Annotated in this window: 14 protein-coding genes; 8 read left to right on the top strand and 6 right to left on the bottom strand. The window is 71.2% G+C overall.

The annotated features are described in order from the left end of the window. Positions 1 to 150: 150 nt before the first annotated feature. Together ACGFYN_RS11240 and ACGFYN_RS11235 are read left to right on the top strand one after the other, a co-directional pair. Entirely contained in the window at positions 151 to 1,260 is a 1,110-nt protein-coding gene (locus ACGFYN_RS11240; RefSeq protein ID WP_393865523.1) for a nitronate monooxygenase, read from the top strand. Then, positions 1,257 to 2,810, top strand: a complete 1,554-nt coding sequence (locus ACGFYN_RS11235; RefSeq protein ID WP_393865522.1) for an acyl-CoA synthetase — start codon at positions 1,257 to 1,259, stop codon at positions 2,808 to 2,810. The genes ACGFYN_RS11240 and ACGFYN_RS11235 overlap by 4 nt, the downstream gene beginning before the upstream one ends. 7 nt (positions 2,811 to 2,817) lie before the next feature. On the opposite strand, the gene ACGFYN_RS11230 is transcribed toward ACGFYN_RS11235, so the two are convergent. Continuing rightward, positions 2,818 to 3,327: a DUF2867 domain-containing protein gene (locus tag ACGFYN_RS11230; protein ID WP_393865521.1), complete on the bottom strand. Its 510-nt coding sequence runs from the start codon at positions 3,325 to 3,327 to the stop codon at positions 2,818 to 2,820. Positions 3,328 to 3,412: 85 nt separating this feature from the next. On the opposite strand from ACGFYN_RS11230, the gene ACGFYN_RS11225 reads away from it, so the two are divergent. Both ACGFYN_RS11225 and ACGFYN_RS11220 read left to right on the top strand, forming a co-directional pair. After that, a complete protein-coding gene (locus ACGFYN_RS11225; RefSeq protein WP_393865520.1) occupies positions 3,413 to 4,909 on the top strand; it encodes an acyl-CoA synthetase in 1,497 nt (498 codons plus the stop codon). An 86-nt stretch (positions 4,910 to 4,995) separates the two neighbouring features. Then, positions 4,996 to 6,504, top strand: a complete 1,509-nt coding sequence (locus tag ACGFYN_RS11220; protein WP_393865519.1) for a metallophosphoesterase — start codon at positions 4,996 to 4,998, stop codon at positions 6,502 to 6,504. A gap of 15 nt (positions 6,505 to 6,519) precedes the next feature. On the opposite strand, the gene paaK is transcribed toward ACGFYN_RS11220, so the two are convergent. Then, positions 6,520 to 7,818 (bottom strand): phenylacetate--CoA ligase PaaK, encoded by a 1,299-nt coding sequence (paaK, locus tag ACGFYN_RS11215; RefSeq protein ID WP_393865518.1) that lies wholly within the window; start codon positions 7,816 to 7,818, stop codon positions 6,520 to 6,522. Between the two features lie 97 nt (positions 7,819 to 7,915). Between paaK and ACGFYN_RS11210 the strand changes: the two genes are divergently transcribed. Next, positions 7,916 to 8,767 carry an alpha/beta fold hydrolase gene (locus ACGFYN_RS11210; protein ID WP_393865517.1) on the top strand — a complete coding sequence of 284 codons (852 nt, stop codon included), beginning with the start codon at positions 7,916 to 7,918 and terminating at the stop codon, positions 8,765 to 8,767. A gap of 57 nt (positions 8,768 to 8,824) precedes the next feature. On the opposite strand, the gene ACGFYN_RS11205 is transcribed toward ACGFYN_RS11210, so the two are convergent. After that, positions 8,825 to 9,202, bottom strand: a complete 378-nt coding sequence (locus ACGFYN_RS11205) for a peptidoglycan-binding protein (protein ID WP_393865516.1) — start codon at positions 9,200 to 9,202, stop codon at positions 8,825 to 8,827. Positions 9,203 to 9,528: 326 nt separating this feature from the next. Between ACGFYN_RS11205 and ACGFYN_RS11200 the strand changes: the two genes are divergently transcribed. Continuing rightward, a complete protein-coding gene (locus ACGFYN_RS11200) occupies positions 9,529 to 10,278 on the top strand; it encodes a helix-turn-helix domain-containing protein (protein WP_393865515.1) in 750 nt (249 codons plus the stop codon). Then, positions 10,275 to 11,048 (top strand): helix-turn-helix domain-containing protein, encoded by a 774-nt coding sequence (locus tag ACGFYN_RS11195; RefSeq protein WP_393865514.1) that lies wholly within the window; start codon positions 10,275 to 10,277, stop codon positions 11,046 to 11,048. The genes ACGFYN_RS11200 and ACGFYN_RS11195 overlap by 4 nt, the downstream gene beginning before the upstream one ends. Before the next feature lie 38 nt (positions 11,049 to 11,086). Here the strand turns inward: ACGFYN_RS11195 and ACGFYN_RS11190 are convergent, their stop codons facing one another. The 3 genes from ACGFYN_RS11190 to ACGFYN_RS11180 all read right to left on the bottom strand — a co-directional run bounded on the left by ACGFYN_RS11190 (position 11,087) and on the right by ACGFYN_RS11180 (position 15,437). After that, entirely contained in the window at positions 11,087 to 11,500 is a 414-nt protein-coding gene (locus ACGFYN_RS11190) for a hypothetical protein (protein WP_393865513.1), read from the bottom strand. 148 nt (positions 11,501 to 11,648) lie between these two features. Then, positions 11,649 to 13,670, bottom strand: coding sequence for a sulfatase (locus tag ACGFYN_RS11185; RefSeq protein ID WP_393865512.1), 2,022 nt, complete (start codon positions 13,668 to 13,670; stop codon positions 11,649 to 11,651). Between the two features lie 153 nt (positions 13,671 to 13,823). Further along, complete coding sequence (locus ACGFYN_RS11180) at positions 13,824 to 15,437, bottom strand: acyl-CoA synthetase (RefSeq protein ID WP_393865511.1); 1,614 nt, start codon at positions 15,435 to 15,437, stop codon at positions 13,824 to 13,826. A gap of 186 nt (positions 15,438 to 15,623) precedes the next feature. Here ACGFYN_RS11180 and ACGFYN_RS11175 point away from each other — a divergent pair, with 186 nt between their 5' ends. Further along, a complete protein-coding gene (locus tag ACGFYN_RS11175; protein WP_393865510.1) occupies positions 15,624 to 16,424 on the top strand; it encodes a crotonase/enoyl-CoA hydratase family protein in 801 nt (266 codons plus the stop codon). The last annotated feature ends 51 nt before the right edge of the window (positions 16,425 to 16,475 follow it).

Genomic DNA, 16,475 nt, shown 5'->3' with positions numbered 1-16,475 from the left:
TCGCCACGCACAGTAATCGTCGCGTACCGGATCGTGAGTGAGCGGCGCTGATCGCCGGGCCGGTCGTGTCGAGGCACCGGGTGGCCAGAAATCTGACGGAGCATCAGAAAAGGCCTTCCGTCGGCGGGAGTACTGCGGCATTCTGCGGCCATGCAGACGGAGTTGAGCAAGAAACTGGGAGTCGAGCACGCCATTTTCGGCTTCACGCCGTTCCCCGCCGTCGCCGCGGCCATCAGCCGGGCCGGGGGCTTCGGAGTGCTCGGCGCGGTCCGCTACACCGCTCCTGACGACCTCAAACGCGACCTCGACTGGCTGGAGGCCCATGTCGAGGGACGGCCGTACGGCCTGGACGTGGTCATGCCCGCCAAGAAGGTGGAGGGCGTCACCGAGGCCGACGTGGAGGCCATGATCCCGGAGGCGCACCGGCAGTTCGTCCGGGACACCCTCGCCAAGCACGGCGTGCCGGAGCTTGCCGAGGGGGAGGTGTCCGGCTGGCGCATCACCGGCTGGATGGAACAGGTCGCCCGCAACCAGCTCGACGTCGCCTTCGACTACCCGATCCGGCTGCTGGCCAACGCCCTCGGCTCCCCGCCCGCCGACGTCGTGGCCCGCGCCCACGAGCACGACGTGCTGGTCGCCGCGCTCGCGGGCAGCGCCCGGCACGCGCTCAAGCACCGGGAAGCCGGCATCGACATCGTCGTGGCCCAGGGCTACGAGGCCGGCGGCCACACCGGTGAGATCGCCTCCATGGTGCTCACCCCGGAGGTCGTGGACGCCGTGGACCCGCTGCCCGTGCTGGCCGCGGGCGGCATCGGCAGCGGACAGCAGGCGGCCGCCGCACTCGCCCTCGGCGCCCAGGGCGTCTGGCTCGGCTCGATCTGGCTGACCGTCACGGAGGCCGGCCTCACCTCGCCCGCGGTGACCCGGAAACTGCTCGCCGCCGGCTCGGGCGACACCGTCCGCTCCCGCGCGCTGACCGGGAAACCCGCACGTCAGCTCCGTACAGAATGGACCGACGCCTGGGACGACGCGGCCGGGCCCGGCACCCTCCCCATGCCCCTTCAGGGCCTGCTCGTCGCGGACGCCCTCACCCGCATCCAGAAGTACGAGGTCGAGCCCCTGCTCGGCACGCCGGTCGGCCAGATCGTCGGCCGGATGAACAGCGAACGCAGTGTCCAGGCCGTCTTCGACGACCTCACCCGCGGCTTCGAGAACGCCGTGGACCGCATGATCCGTATCGCCGGAAGGAGCGGCAAGTGACGAGTACGCCCCCCGCCGGGTTCTGGGCCCAGGCCGCCGCCGATCCCGACCGTCAGGTCCTTGTCGCGCCGGACGGCGAGCAGTGGACGGCCGGCCGCCTGCACGCCGACGTCAACCGGCTGGTGCACGGCCTGCGCGCCGCCGGCCTGGAACGCGGGGACGCCTTCGCGGTCGTCCTGCCCAACGGCGTCGAGTTCTTCACCGCCTATCTGGCCGCCAGCCAGGCGGGTTTCTACCTGGTCCCCGTCAACCACCACTTCGTGGGCCCGGAGATCGGCTGGATCGTCGCCGACTCCGGTGCCAAGGTGCTGATTTCGCACGAGCGGTTCGCGGAACCGGCGCGGCACGCGGCGGAGGAGGCCGGGCTCCCGGCCACCCACCGGTACGCCGTCGGCTCCGTCGAGGGCTTCCGGCCGTACGCCGAACTCCTCGACGGGCAACCGGAGTCGGTGCCCTCGAACCGTGAGCTCGGCTGGGTCATGAACTACACCTCGGGCACCACCGGACGCCCGCGCGGCATCCGCCGCCCGCTGCCCGGCAAGACCCCCGAGGAGGCCTATCTCGGCGGCTTCCTCGGCATCTTCGGCATCAAGCCGTTCGGCGACGACGTCCACCTCGTCTGCTCGCCGCTCTACCACACCGCCGTGCTCCAGTTCGCGGGCGCGTCCCTGCACATCGGCCACCGGCTGGTCCTGATGGACAAGTGGACGCCCGAGGAGATGCTCCGGCGGATCGACCGTGAGAAGTGCACGCACACCCACATGGTCCCGACCCAGTTCCACCGGCTGCTCGCCCTGCCGGAAGAGGTCCGGCACTCCTACGACGTCTCGTCCATGCGGCACGCCATCCACGGCGCCGCCCCCTGCCCGGACCATGTGAAGCGGGCGATGATCGACTGGTGGGGCGAGTCGGTGGAGGAGTACTACGCGGCCAGCGAGGGCGGCGGCGCCTTCGCCACCGCCGAGGACTGGCTGAAGAAGCCCGGCACCGTCGGCAAGGCCTGGCCCATCAGCGAACTCGCGGTCTTCGACGACGACGGCAACCGGCTGCCGGCCGGTGAACTCGGCACCGTCTACATGAAGATGAACACCGGCGGCTTCGCGTACCACAAGGACGAGGCCAAGACGAGGAAGAACCGCATCGGCGACTTCTTCACCGTCGGTGACCTCGGCTACCTCGACGAGGACGGCTACCTCTTCCTGCGCGACCGCAAGATCGACATGATCATCTCGGGCGGCGTCAACATCTACCCCGCCGAGATCGAGTCAGCGCTGCTCGCCCACCCGGCCGTCGCCGACGCCGCGGTCTTCGGCATCCCGCACGACGACTGGGGCGAGGAGGTCAAGGCCGTCGTCGAAGCGGCCCCCGGCCACGACCCCGGCCCCGAGCTGGCCGCCTCGATCCTGGACCACTGCGCCGAGCAACTCGCGGGTTACAAAAGGCCGAAGACCGTCGACTTCATCACCGAGATGCCCCGCGACCCCAACGGCAAGCTCTACAAGCGACGGCTGCGCGACCCGTACTGGGAGGGCCGTACCCGCGCCGTGTGACGGCCCGTCAAGGGCGCGCCGCCTTGCCGACGACATGCGGGACGATCAGGTGGTGGAAGGGCTCGATGGCGCGGAAGTACAGGCGGCCGACGCGGCGGTGGAAGCGCACGACCGTCGTGCAGACGCCCTCGAGCCCGGTGCCGGCGGCGATCGGACGGACCGCGAACGACGTGCGGAAGTCCAGATGCTTGTCGTCGTCCCCGCACAGCACCTCCGTCCCGGTCACCGTCAGCAGGCGGAACGGCCCCATCTTCAGGCCGGGTTCGACCCTGATGTCCGCCGTGGGCACGCGCTCCTGCCTCTGCAGGCCGAAGGGCGCCATCGCCTTGTCGCGCACGGTGAGCAGCCGGTGCACCCACTCGGGAGTGCCAGTGAACACCAGCCTGGTGAACTCGACGGCGTCGGTGCCGGCGGGCAGATCCACGGCCACCGCGTCCGCGTGGTCGTAGCCGCCGAGGTCGGCCACCGCCCCGTCGAGCACCGGCTCGACGTGCCTGCGCACCCCTGTGCTGGTCATGACCCCGTTCCTCCCCGTGACCGGCTCGTCCCCGAGCCTGCCACATGCTTGACCTGACCCTGTGCCGGGCCGAGGATCATCAGTCATGACGCAGGGACAGGGCAGTACGGTTGACGGGGTGTTGCGGCGCAGCGCCCGGCGCACCCCCGCGCGCGTCGCGGTCGAGAACGGCGACCGCTCGTGGACGTACGGGGAACTCGACGAGGCCGTCTCCCGAGCGGCGAGCGTGCTGCTCGTGCAGGGTCTCGCCCCCGGCGACCGGGTCGGTGCCTACGGCCACAACTCGGACGCCTATCTGATCGGCTTCCTCGCCTGCGCCCGCGCGGGCCTGGTCCATGTGCCGGTCAACCAGAACCTGACCGGCGACGATCTGGCGTACATCGTCGGCCAGTCCGGCAGCGCCCTGGTCATGACCGACCCCGATCTCGCCGGCCGGCTTCCGGAGGGCGTACGGACGTTGTTCCTGCGCGACGCCGACGACTCGCTTCTCGCCCGCCAGGCGACGGCGCCCGCGTACGACGGGCCCGAGCCGCGCGCCGAGGATCTGGTGCAGCTGCTGTACACGTCCGGCACCACGGCCCTGCCCAAGGGCGCGATGATGACGCACCGCGCCCTGGTCCACGAGTACCTGAGCGCGATCACCGCGCTCGATCTCAGCGCCGGTGACCGGCCCGTGCACTCCCTGCCGCTCTACCACTCGGCGCAGATGCACGTGTTCCTGCTGCCGTATCTCGCCGTCGGCGCCACGAACATCATCCTCGACGCCCCCGACGGCGACCGGCTCTTCGACCTGATCGAAGCCGGCCGTGTGGACAGCCTGTTCGCCCCGCCCACGGTCTGGATCGGACTCTCCAACCGCCCGGACTTCGCGACCCGTGACCTGTCCGGACTGCGCAAGGCCTACTACGGCGCGTCGATCATGCCGGTGCCCGTCCTGGAGCGCCTGCGCGAACGGCTGCCGGAGCTCGGCTTCTTCAACTGCTTCGGCCAGAGCGAGATCGGCCCCCTGGCCACCGTCCTCGCACCCGACGAGCACAAGGGGCGCATGGACTCCTGCGGACGCCCGGTCCTGTTCGTCGACGCGCGCGTGGTGGACGAGGACGGCAAGGACGTCCCCGACGGCACGCCCGGTGAAATCGTCTACCGCTCCCCGCAGCTGTGCGAGGGCTACTGGGACAAGCCCGAGGAGACCGCCGACGCCTTCCGCGACGGCTGGTTCCACTCCGGCGACCTCGCGGTACGGGACGCGCACGGCTACTACACGATCGTCGACCGAGTGAAGGACGTGATCAACTCCGGTGGGGTGCTGGTCGCTTCGCGACAGGTCGAGGACGCGCTCTACACGCACGAGGGTGTCGCCGAGGTCGCCGTGATCGGCCTGCCCGACGAGCGGTGGATCGAGGCGGTCACAGCGGTCGTCGTCCCGCGCGGCGAGGTGACCGAGGACGAACTCGTCGCGCACGCCCGCGAGAACCTGGCCCACTTCAAGGCGCCGAAGCGGGTGGAGTTCGTGGACGAACTCCCGCGCAACGCAAGCGGAAAGATCCTCAAAAGGGAGCTGCGCGACCGCTTCACCGGGTGACGAGACACACAAGAAGTCTCATTTCATACCTGGTACGGCCGCCGGTACCATGTCTGGTGTATACGGCAGGAGGGCACAAACCAGGCATGCGATGCTGTTTCCCCGCTCCCCTCGCCGCCCTCGCCGGGATCCCCGGCCCCTGTGAGGTGCTGCGTTCCGGAGCTCTGCTCGCCCCGGCCCTGTTCAGGGCCGCCTCCGCCGCCCGCGCGCGCCTCCCGCACCATCAGATCGTCGCGGCCGTGCACCTGGAACTGGTCACGCTGACCGAGGACCGCGCGATCATCACCTGGTACACCGGAGTGCCGGGCACCGACGACGGTTTCGGCCACATGCTGCCCGCCGTCACGGAGGGTGAGGTCGTCTACGGCACGCACCCCGGCCGCCTCAACCGCGTGGCGGGCGAGAACCGGCTCACGGCACACCACCACGTGGAACTCACCGGCCTTGAGCCGGGGCAGACGTACTACTACCAGGCACGTTCGCGCGGAGTCGCCGCCCGGCCCACGACGCTGCACCTGGTGCGCGGCAACGCGGCGGGTACCTCCCGGCACGGTCTGGGGTCGCTCGGCGGCCCGTACTCCTTCACCACGCCGCAGCCCCCGCCCGGCAGTCATCTGATGACCCTGGCGCTCTGCAACGACCTGCACCTCGGCGAGACCATCGCCGGCCTCGTGACCGGCTTCCCGCTGCTGCGCGGGGTGACACAGGAGCCGGGCCTCGCGCCGTATCCGGAGATCATGAGCCGAGCTCTGGTCGAGGAGGCCCGCCGCCGCGGCGCGGATCTCCTGCTGGCCGCGGGCGACATCTCGGCCGGCGGTGCGCCGCAGGACCTCGCGGACGCCAGACGCATCCTGGACGGCTTCGGCACGCACGGCGAGGACTACTTCGTCGTGCGCGGCAACCACGACCGGCCGGGATCCGGCGACGGCCAGGGAGCCGACGGCGACACCTTCCGCCGCGGGTTCGGCGGCGAGGAGGAGCCCGGGTACTTCGCGCGTGACCTGGGCGGACTGCGCATCATCGGTCTCGACACGTACGAGAAGCCCGGCAACGGCGCCGACTCGGGCGGTCTCGGCCCCGAGCAACTGTCCTGGTTCCGCAGCCGGTTGCGCGAGAACAGGGAGCAGCCCACCCTGGTCTTCGGTCATCATCCGCTGTTCGTGCGGGACTCCCTCTTCCCGGTCGGCGCGGGCCAGCGCATGGGCCGCCGCCAAGTACGCGAGATCGTCGAGGCCTACGCGGCCACCCCAGGAGTCTTCCTCCACCACGCGGGCCACACCCACCGCAACAAGCGCACCCTGCTGCCGCACGCCCCGCACGTGGCGCTGCAGGAGGTGGGCGCCGCCAAGGAGTACCCCGGCGGCTTCGGCCTGCTGCGGATCCACACCGGCGGCTACGCCCTGAACTTCTTCAAGGCGCGCACCAGCGAGGCCCTGGAGTGGGGCGAGCGCAGCCGCCGGATGGCCGGCGGACTGTGGCCGCACCACGCGCTCGGCCGCGCGGTCACCGACCGCAACAGCGTGGTCTTCCGCGACCTCTCCGGAATCACGCGTCCGGCGCTGCCCGCCTTGGCCGCGGCCGGCCCCACGGGATGACGTGCCCCGCACAGGTCACCTGACCTCCCGCAGGTCCACGATCCGCCGGATCTTGCCCACCGACCGCTCCAGCGACTCGGGTTCGACGATCTCCACCGCGACCGACACCCCGATGCCGTCCTTCACGGCCGCCGCGATCGCTCGCGCGGCTGCCTCCCGTGCTTCCGGAGCCGTGCCGGTGCGGGCCTCCGCCCGGACGGTGAGGGCGTCGAGGCGGCCCTCACGGGTCAGCCGCAGCTGGAAGTGCGGGGCGACGCCGGGCGTACGCAGCACGATCTCCTCGATCTGCGTGGGGAAGAGGTTCACCCCGCGCAGGATGACCATGTCGTCGCTGCGGCCGGTGATCTTCTGCATCCGCCGGAAGACGCGGGCCGTGCCCGGCAGCAGCCGGGTCAGGTCGCGGGTGCGGTACCGCACGACGGGCATCGCCTCCTTGGTCAGCGAGGTGAAGACCAGCTCGCCCTCCTCGCCGTCGGGCAGCACCTCGCCGGTGATCGGGTCCACGACCTCCGGGTAGAAGTGGTCCTCCCAGATGTGCAGCCCGTCCTTGGTCTCCACGCACTCCTGCGCGACCCCCGGGCCGATCACCTCCGACAGGCCGTAGATGTCGACCGCGTCGATCGCGAACCGCTCCTCGATCTCCTGCCGCATCCGCTCGGTCCAGGGCTCGGCGCCGAAGATCCCGACGCGCAGCGAGGTGGCCCGCGGATCGACGCCCTGCCGCTCGAACTCGTCGAGGAGCGTGAGCATGTACGACGGCGTCACCATGATGATCCCGGGCTTCAGGTCCTGGATCAGCCGGACTTGACGGGCCGTCATGCCACCGGACGCCGGGATGACCGTACAGCCGAGGCGCTCGGCGCCGTAGTGCGCGCCGAGGCCCCCGGTGAACAGCCCGTATCCGTACGCCACATGGACCTTGTCGCCCGGCCGGCCGCCCGCCGCCCGGATGGAGCGGGCGACCATGTCCGCCCACAGGGAAAGGTCGTTGTCGGTGTAACCGACGACCGTGGGGCGGCCCGTGGTGCCGCTGGAGGCGTGGATGCGCCGGATGCGGTCCTCGGGGACGGCGAACATCCCGTACGGGTAGTTCGCCCGCAGGTCCGCCTTGGCGGTGAAGGGGAAGCGTGCCAGGTCGGCCAGGGACGTGCAGTCCTCGGGGCGGACGCCCGCCTTGTCGAAGGACTCCCGGTAGAAGGGCACGTGCTCGTACGCGTGCCGCAGCGAGGCCCGCAGCCGTTCCAGCTGGAGTTCCCGCAGCGCGCCCCTGTCCAGCCGCTCGCCGGCGTCCAGCAGTTCCGTCGCATCAGCCATGGGGACCTCTTCGGTCGTGGTGCTCGGGATCAGTAATTCAGGCCATGTTGCCGCAGGCAAGTGGTCAGGCCGCGGTTTCGCACGCGAGGATCGCCGTATGCCGACCTTCACCGCCCCGGACGGGACCGAGCTCGCATTCCACCTGCGGGGCGAGGGGCCCGCTCTCGTCGTCCTGCCCGGCGGACCCATGCGGGCCGCCGCCTACCTCGGGGACCTGGGCGGCCTCGCCGCGCACCGCCGGCTGGCCCTGCTCGACCTGCGCGGCACCGGCGACTCCGCGGTGCCGGCGGACCCGGAGACGTACCGCTGCGACCGGCTCGTGGACGACGTGGAGGCGCTGCGGGTCCGTCTGGGGCTGGAACGGATGGATCTGCTGGCGCACTCGGCGGGCGGAAGCCTGGCGATGCTCTACGCCGCCCGGCACCCGCAACGGATCTCCCGGCTGGTACTGGTGACCGCCACACCGTGGGCGCTGGGCATGCCGGCGACCCCGGAGCACCGGCTGGCGGCGGCGCGGCTGCGCAGCGGTGAGCCGTGGTTCGAGGAGGCGTTCCCGTCGTTCGAGGAGTGGCTCGCGGGGAAGACCGACTTCGACCCGGCGTTCGCGCCCTTCTTCTACGGCCGCTGGGACGCGGCGGCCGCGGAGCACGACGCCCGCGCCGACGAGGAGTTCAACGACGACGCCGCCGACGTCTACGGCTCCGACGGCGCCTACGACCCGCCCGCCACCCGGGCCGCACTCTCCCACCTCACGGCACCGGTCCTCGTCCTCGCCGGCGAACTCGACGGCGGCCCGAGCCCCGAGCTCGCCCGTAGCACCGTCGAGGCTTTCCCCGAGGGCGAGTTGACCGTCCAGCCCGGCGCCGGTCACTACCCGTGGGTGGACGACCCGGCGTGGTTCGCGAGCCGGGTCGCCGCGTTCCTGGACCGGGCACCTTCCGCGCGCTGAAGACCCGGTCCCGTCCTCCCCCGGGAGGACGGGGCCGGGGAGGTGCGACCGCCTCGGTCAGCGGTGGGTGCTCGGCAGGTGCTCGTAGCAGCCGGAGCGCCAGCCGCCGTCGCCCTGGAGGTTGTCCAGAAGGCTGTTACCGGTCTTCTTGCCGACGACGCCGTCCACATGGAGGTGGGACTTCTGCTGGAAGAGCCGGACCGCGCTCGCGGTCTTCGAACCGAAGTCCCGGTCCTCGCTGATCCTGTGGTGATGCGTGCGCTTCGCCCAGTCGTTGTAACCGTGCTGGACGCACAGCACCGCCACGCCCGAATCGCCGCGGCCGACGTTCGGCATGTCGGGCCGCGCGGAGGCGCTGCCCACCGAGCCGAGCACCAGACCGGCTCCGAGTGCTCCGGTGACGGTCGCGAGTGCGAAAGTCCTGCGCATGGTCATGGCCGGTTCCTTTCCCGTGAGTTGAGAGGCCGCGTCCGCTTCCGGTGGAATGCGGGGCGAGGGAGGACACCCCCGTGCCGGGCCCTTTGGTGACACCGACGACGTTGCCCGGCCGGATCCGGCACCCGCCAGACAAGCCGTCCGAACCGGTGGCACACGGCACGGCCCACGCGCTGACCTGCTGGGACGCCCGACGCCGTGACAAAACCGTGGGACGGCGGGCGGGGACGGGAAGCGGTCACGATGGTCGGGAACCGCAACCGTTGCCCCGCGGGAACCGCGTCCTCCTGAATGACGGCGACTTCACACGCGTACGGGGAAGTGACATGACGCGCTGGAAGGAACTGCCCGCTGGGCTCGACGACGCGGAACGGCAACTCGTCGCACAGCTCAGGCGGTTGAAGGACCGGGCGGGACTGAGCCTGGCGGCGCTCGCGGCCAAGACGTCGTACAGCTCCTCGTCCTGGGAGCGCTACCTCAACGGGAAGAAGCCGGTGCCGCGCGGCGCGGCCGAGGAACTGGCCGAGGTCTGCGGGGCCCCGGCCGAGCGGCTGCTGGTGCTGCACGAGGTCGCCGAGGCGGCGCGGGCCCGGCGACCGGCACCGGCCACCGAGGACGAGGGGCCGCCACGCCCTACGCGCCGGCCGTGGTGGACCGCGCGCACGGCCCAGGCCGTCGCGGGCGCCGCCGTCCTTGTGGCCTTCGGCGCAGGATTCCTCGCCGGAGCGTCCTGGCACGGCGACGGCGGCACGGCTGCGACCGGCCGGAGCGCCGCGCTCGGGGCCTCCGCCTACGACAGCGGCCGCTCCTACGACTGCGACCGGGTCCGGCGCGCGAACGGTGTCCTGACCGCCGGGTACTCCACCAGCCGCGACGTCCTGCTGGACCGGGGCAGCAGCGGCTGGGACGTGGTGGAGGCGCAGTGCCTGCTGCGGCGGCACGGGTTCTCCGGCGGCCGGGTCGACGGCGTGTACGGCGTGCGGACCGGGCAGGCCGCGCGCGCCTTCCAGAAACGGCAGGGGCTGGTGCCGGACGGCATCGTCGGGCCCGACACCTGGCGGGAGCTGCGCACATGAGCCCGGAGACGGCGCAGCTGGCCGTGAGGATGCGCGAGGTACGGGCCGCGGCCGGACTGAGCCTGGCCCAGCTGGCCCGGCGCACCCCGTACAGCAAGTCGTCCTGGGCGCGCTACCTGTCCGGTACGCAGCCGGTGCCGCGCCGCGCCGTGGAGGCGCTGTGCGAGGTGGCGGGCGTCCGCCCGGACCGGCTGCTCGCGCTGTGGGAGCTGGCCGACGCCCGCTGGAGCGGACGGGCGCGGGCGACGCCGGAGCCGGCTCCCGAGAGCGGCCGCGGCCGCGGCACTCCGTACGTGTGGGGTGCGGTCGCCGCGCTTGCGGCGATCACGGCGGCGGCGGTCGCCCTGCTGTTCACGCCGGACGGGTCGCCCTCGGCCACCGCCGGGGGCACCGCGGCGACCTTCACGCCCCACCCCGGGTGCTCGGGCCGCACGTGCGAGGGGCAGGACCCCGTCGACATGGGGTGCGGAGGACAGCAGATGGTCCGGACCCTGGCCTGGCGTACCGCCGCCGGTGGACGGCGCGTACAGCTGCGGGACGGCACGACGTGCCACGCCGTCTGGGTGCGCGCCACGCATCTCCACCTCGGGGACCGGGTCGAACTCACCCTGCCCGGCGCGCCCCGCAAGGAGATCCGGGTCGACGACCGGCACGACCTCGACGCCTACCTCGCCACCCCGATGACGGGCATGGCGCCGGCTCAGGACCCCGGCGACGCCCGCGTCTGCCTCATTCCGGCGGACGGCCGACGGGTGTGTTTCGCCGGCTGACCAGGAGCGGGGGAGACGACGGGGTGCGGCGGCGGGGGTCAGTGCCTCGGCTGCCCGGCTGCCGCGCTGCGCCGCCGTCGTTGCAGGACACGGCCGGAGGCCAGGGTCAGGCCGAGGAGGGCGAGGCCGACGCCTGCCGCCATCTCGAGGTCGGTGGGGCCCGTGCCGCCGCCCATGCCCGCGTTCACTCCCCGCTGGGGGAACGTGGTGGCCGTGGGGGTGGCGGCGGGCGAGGTCCGGTGCGGCAGGACCTCGCAGGCGATGCCGTCGTCGTCCGCGTCCAGGCGGAAGGGATCGCTGGGATCGCGGTTGAACTCCGCCTGGGCGTCCTCCTGGAAGGCGAAGTCGCTGCAGTCCAGGTCGGTCTGGGCGTAGGCCACGGCGGTCGCAGGACCGGCGGTCAGCAGGATCGTGAGCGCGGCTGCGGCCGAGGCGCGTATCGGTATGTTCATGGGGTGTCCCATCAGGTCCGGTGACGTTCGATCACCGATGTAGCGACCCTAGGGACACCGCCACGACCGGGCGCGTCCTGTTACGCCGTCCGATGGAAGCGGCCGAACCGACCGACCCGGGCGGCTACATCGCCCGAGGCCCGTCACCTCACCCCGACTGCGGCCCGTACGCCGTCATGAAGCGGTCGCGGAACTTGTTCATGGTCCACTCCGGGGCCTTGTCCGCGGGCTTGAGCCCCTCGGTCCAGCCCCAGTTCGAGACGCGGTCCAGCACCTTCGGGTCGTGGGCGACGATCGTGACCGGCACGTCCCGGTTGGCGGTGCCCCCGGTCACCGTCGGGACGGGCTGGTGGTCGCCGAGGAAGACGAGGACCGTGTTCTTGTCGCCGTAGCGCTGCATCCACTGGGTCAGGCTGTCCACGGAGTACTGGATGGCCTTGCGGTACTCGGTCCGTACGCGCTGCGCGCTCTTCCAGACCTGCGTGGGGTTGGTGCCCTCCTTCTTGATCTTGTAGAAGACCTTGCCGTTGCCGAGGTCCTTCCAGTCGATCGTGTGGGCGATGGGCGACCAGGGGTTGTGGCTGGAGGCGAGGATGATCTCCGCCATGATCGGGTCGCGGTTCTTCTTGCCGTGCTCCAGCTTCTGGAAGGCCTCCAGGCTGAACTGGTCCGGCACCGGCGTCCAGCTGAAGTACGGGCCCTGGTAGCCGAGGTGCGTGGAGTCGTAGATGTGGTCGAGGCCGAAGTACTTGCCCTCGGGCCAGGACTTGCGCACGCCCGGGACGATGCCGACCGTGCGCCAGGCGCCGGTCTTCTGGAAGTAGCTGGTGAGGGTGGCGCGCTTGCTGGTGGTCAGAGTCCGGTAGCGCTGCTGGTTCTTGATCCACAGCCCGGACAGGAACGTCGAGTGGGCGAGCCAGCTGCCGGCGCCGGTCACGGGCGACCTGAGCCAGCCGCTGCGTGCCGCGAATCCGGCCGACCTGAGCCTGGCGTCGCCCTCCTTGAGTGTCTTGTCGAGCTCCGGTCCCATGGTCGGATCGTCGATGGCCACCCGGCCGTAGCTCTCGATGAACGTGAACATCACGTCCTTGCCGCGCAGTCCGGTCAGCAGCTGGCCGGGCGGGGTCTTGGCGTAGGCGTCGACGGCCATCTGCTTCTTGAAGACGTCGGCGTCGCCGAGGCCGTCGCGGACGTACTGGACCCGGTTGGCGAGGTACTGGGCGTAGCCCTTGGTGGCGAAGGTGACGCCGCCGAACTGGACCCCCAGGGTGAAGCAGATGATCCATACGACGCCGAGGACCAGCGTCGTGCGTACGGCCATGGGGCGGTGGCGGGTCACCACGTTCGCCAGCCGTATCAGCGCGAGGGCGCTCAGCGCGAGCACGGCGACGATCGCCACGATCACGCCGATCACCGCGAGCAGCTCACCGGTGCGGCCGAACGAGTCCTTCATCCAGTCCGCGGCGTCGCTCAGCAGAACCCAGTCGAAGACCAGGTCGAACGGCCGGGCCAGCGTCTCCCGGAAGCCCATGTCGAGGCACTTCAGGATGGTGGACAGCCCGAGGAAGACCCCCAGCACCCCGGCCGTGATCCGCCGCGGCTTCGACGGCAGCACGAGCAGCAGCGCCGCGAGGAAGATCGCCTCGACGGGCAGGCGCAGGAACGACTCGACGTTGATCCGGTCGAGACGGTTGGGCACGAGCAGCACGACGAGCACCAGCACGGCGGCGAGGACGCTCGTGACCACCCGCACGACGCGTGCGGCGGCCGGGTAGCGGCGGCGCCAGCCGAACCAGCCGGGGCGGGCCGGTGGGGGCGGGGTGTCCGAAGGCGGTGCCGCGTCGGGGTCGGGTGCGGGCTCCCCCTCTCGGCCCTCGGCGCCCGACGGCCCGGCGTCCGGTTCGGCCGCCGGCTGTACATCCGGCTCCGATGCGTCAGTCGTGCCGACCGGGGGCTTCACGTCCTTGCCCGGTGCCGCGTCCGCGCAGGCGGCTGCCTCGTCGGCGCTCTCCGGCTCGGCCGGATCCGCCGGTTTCGCCGGTTTCGCCTCCGCCGGTTTCGCCTCGGCCGTATCATCTGGTGTCCCTACGGCATCAGGGACCACATCCGCATCAGGGTCAGCCCCCGCTGCGGTGTTCGGCAGTTGACGAGGGGGCGTGAGGTGCGACACCCGTAGGTCCTTCCGTGCGAAGCCCGGTGATGGCACGGCGGACCGGGCCCGCAGGGCCGGGCCGCCAACCTCCGTACGGCCCGGCTTCACTCGCTGTTCAAAGTCCCGGGTCAACCGCGCGCAAAGACTACGCCGGTCGCCTCCACCAGGCGCCTAGGGGTTGTCTGCCGCCACCGCGACGTCCCGGGCCCACCGGTAGTCCGCCTTTCCGCTGGGCGAGCGCCGTATGGCGTCGCTGATCACCAGCTGCCGCGGGATCTTGTAACCGGCGAGGTGGGTACGGCAGTAGGACTGGACGTCCTCCAGAGAGGGGTGGGGCGCCCCCGCACGCAGCTGTACGACCGCCGCCACATGATTGCCCCACTTCGCGTCCGGCACCCCGGCCACCAGCGCGTCGTACACGTCCGGATGGGACTTCAGCGCCTGCTCGACCTCCTCCGGATACACCTTCTCGCCGCCGGTGTTGATGCACTGCGAACCCCGGCCGAGCACGGTGACGACACCTTCCTCGTCCACGGTCGCCATGTCACCGAGCAGCACCCATCGCCTGCCGTCCTTCTCGAAGAACGTCTCGGTGGTCTTGCGCGGGTCGTTGTAGTAGCCGAGCGGCACATTGCCGGACTGGGCGACACGGCCCACCTCGCCCGGTTCGACCGGCTCGTGGGTGACCGTGTCGACCACCTGCGTACGGGAGTTGACCTGGATGCGGAAGCTCTGCCCGGCACCGGAGTCGGCCGTCGCCGTGCCGTTGAACCCGGACTCGGAGGAGCCGTAGTTGTTGAGCAGCATCGTGTTCGGCAGCAGCTCCTGGAACTGCCGGCGCACCGTCTCCGACATGACCGCGCCGGAGGAGGACACGCTGAACACCGAGGAGCAGTCCGTGCCCTTCATGGGACCGTTGAGGGCGTCGATCAACGGCCGCAGCATCGCGTCGCCGACCAGCGAGACGCTGGTGACCTGCTCCTTCTCGATCGTGCGCAGCACCTCCTCCGGCACGAACTTGCGGTGGATCACCACCCGTTGGCCGAAGTTGAAGCCGATGAAGGAGGTGAGGGTGGAGGTGCCGTGCATCAGCGGGGGAGTGGGGAAGAAGGTGATCCCGCTGCCGCCCGCCGCGACCCGCTCGGCCAGCTCCTCCGGCTTCTGCACCGGCTCCCCGGTCGGCGCACCTCCGCCCAGTCCCGCGAAGAACAGGTCCTCCTGGCGCCACATCACACCCTTGGGCATTCCGGTGGTGCCACCGGTGTAGATGATGAACTGGTCGTCGCCCGAACGCACCGGGAACCCGCGCGCCGGTGAACCGCCCGCCTGCGCCGCCGCGAAGGACACGGCCGCGGCCTGCCCGCCGTCGCCCCCGACCCGCACCAGGTGCCGCAGCTTCGGGCACTGCGGCAGCGCGGCCGCCACCCGGCCGTCGAACTCCGCGTCGAAGACCAGCGCCACGAGGTCGGCGTCGCGGTAGAGGTAGACCAACTCGTCCTCTACGTAACGATAGTTGACGTTGACCGGGACGATCCGTGCCTTGAGGCAGGCGAACACCGTCTGCAGGTACTCGATGCCGTTGTACAGGTGCAGTCCGAGGTGTTCGCCGGGGCGGATGCCGGCGTCGATCAGGTGATGGGCGATGCGGTTGGCCGCCGCGTCCAACTCCGCGTAGGTCAGGCGGCGTTCCGCGCCCGTGCCCGGGTGGTCGATGTACACCAGGGCCTCGCGGTCGGGCACCACGTCGACGACCGACTCGAACAGGTCCGCAAGGTTGTACTCCACCGCTCCTCCTGACCGTTCCCTCGCCCGGGGCGAGCCTGGCAGTTGTCGGTTCGCCGGTCATCAGAGCAAAGGGCGCGGCAACTGTGAAGAGTTCGCGCGAAGAAATCTGACTGTCTGTCAGGAAACTCTTGAAGTGCCTTCCGGGGTACTGCAACCTGTTCTCGTTCCTGGAGAGGGGAGACGGCAATGGGTGGGACGGAACACCTCACCGTGCAGCGCGAAGGCGCCACACTGGTGCTCACGCTCAACAGGCCCGAGGCCAAGAACGCGCTCTCGCTGCCGATGCTCGTCGGGCTCTACGACGGCTGGCTCGAGGCCGACGAGGACGACGCCGTCCGCTCGGTCGTGCTGACCGGCTCCGGCGGCGCGTTCTGTGCGGGCATGGACCTCAAGGCCCTCGCGGGGCGGGGCATGGAGGGCGAGCAGTACCGGGACCGCCTCAAGGCCGACCCGGACCTGCACTGGAAGGCGATGCTGCGCCACCACCGCCCCCGCAAGCCGGTGATCGCCGCCGTCGAGGGGTACTGCGTGGCGGGCGGCACGGAGATCCTCCAGGGCACCGACATCCGGGTCGCGGGCGAGTCGGCGACCTTCGGGCTCTTCGAGGTCAAGCGCGGCCTGTTCCCGATCGGCGGCTCCACGGTCCGGCTGCAGCGCCAGATCCCGCGCACCCACGCCCTGGAGATGCTGCTCACCGGCCGCCCCTACAGCGCCCGGGAGGCCGCCGGCATCGGCCTGATCGGCCATGTCGTACCCGACGGCGCCGCCCTCGCCAAGGCCCTGGAGATCGCCGAACTGATCAACACCTGCGGCCCGTTGGCCGTGGAAGCCGTCAAGGCGTCGGTCTACGGGAGCGCGGAGATGACCGAGACGGATGGGCTGGCCGCGGAGCTTGAGCGCGGATGGCCGATCTTCGACACCGCCGACGCGAAGGAGGGTGCCCGTGCCTTCGCGGAGAAGCGACCGCCTGTCTACAAGCGAGCGTAGTGCTGCCCGCGGTCTTGGCCGGATTGAACGCCGCGGGCCGGATGCGGCTGG

This window comes from Streptomyces sp. NPDC048419 (assembly GCF_043200415.1).
Lineage (GTDB): Bacteria > Actinomycetota > Actinomycetes > Streptomycetales > Streptomycetaceae > Streptomyces.
Note: the sequence above shows the minus strand (reverse complement) of the source record. Positions and strands in the feature narration are given on the sequence as shown.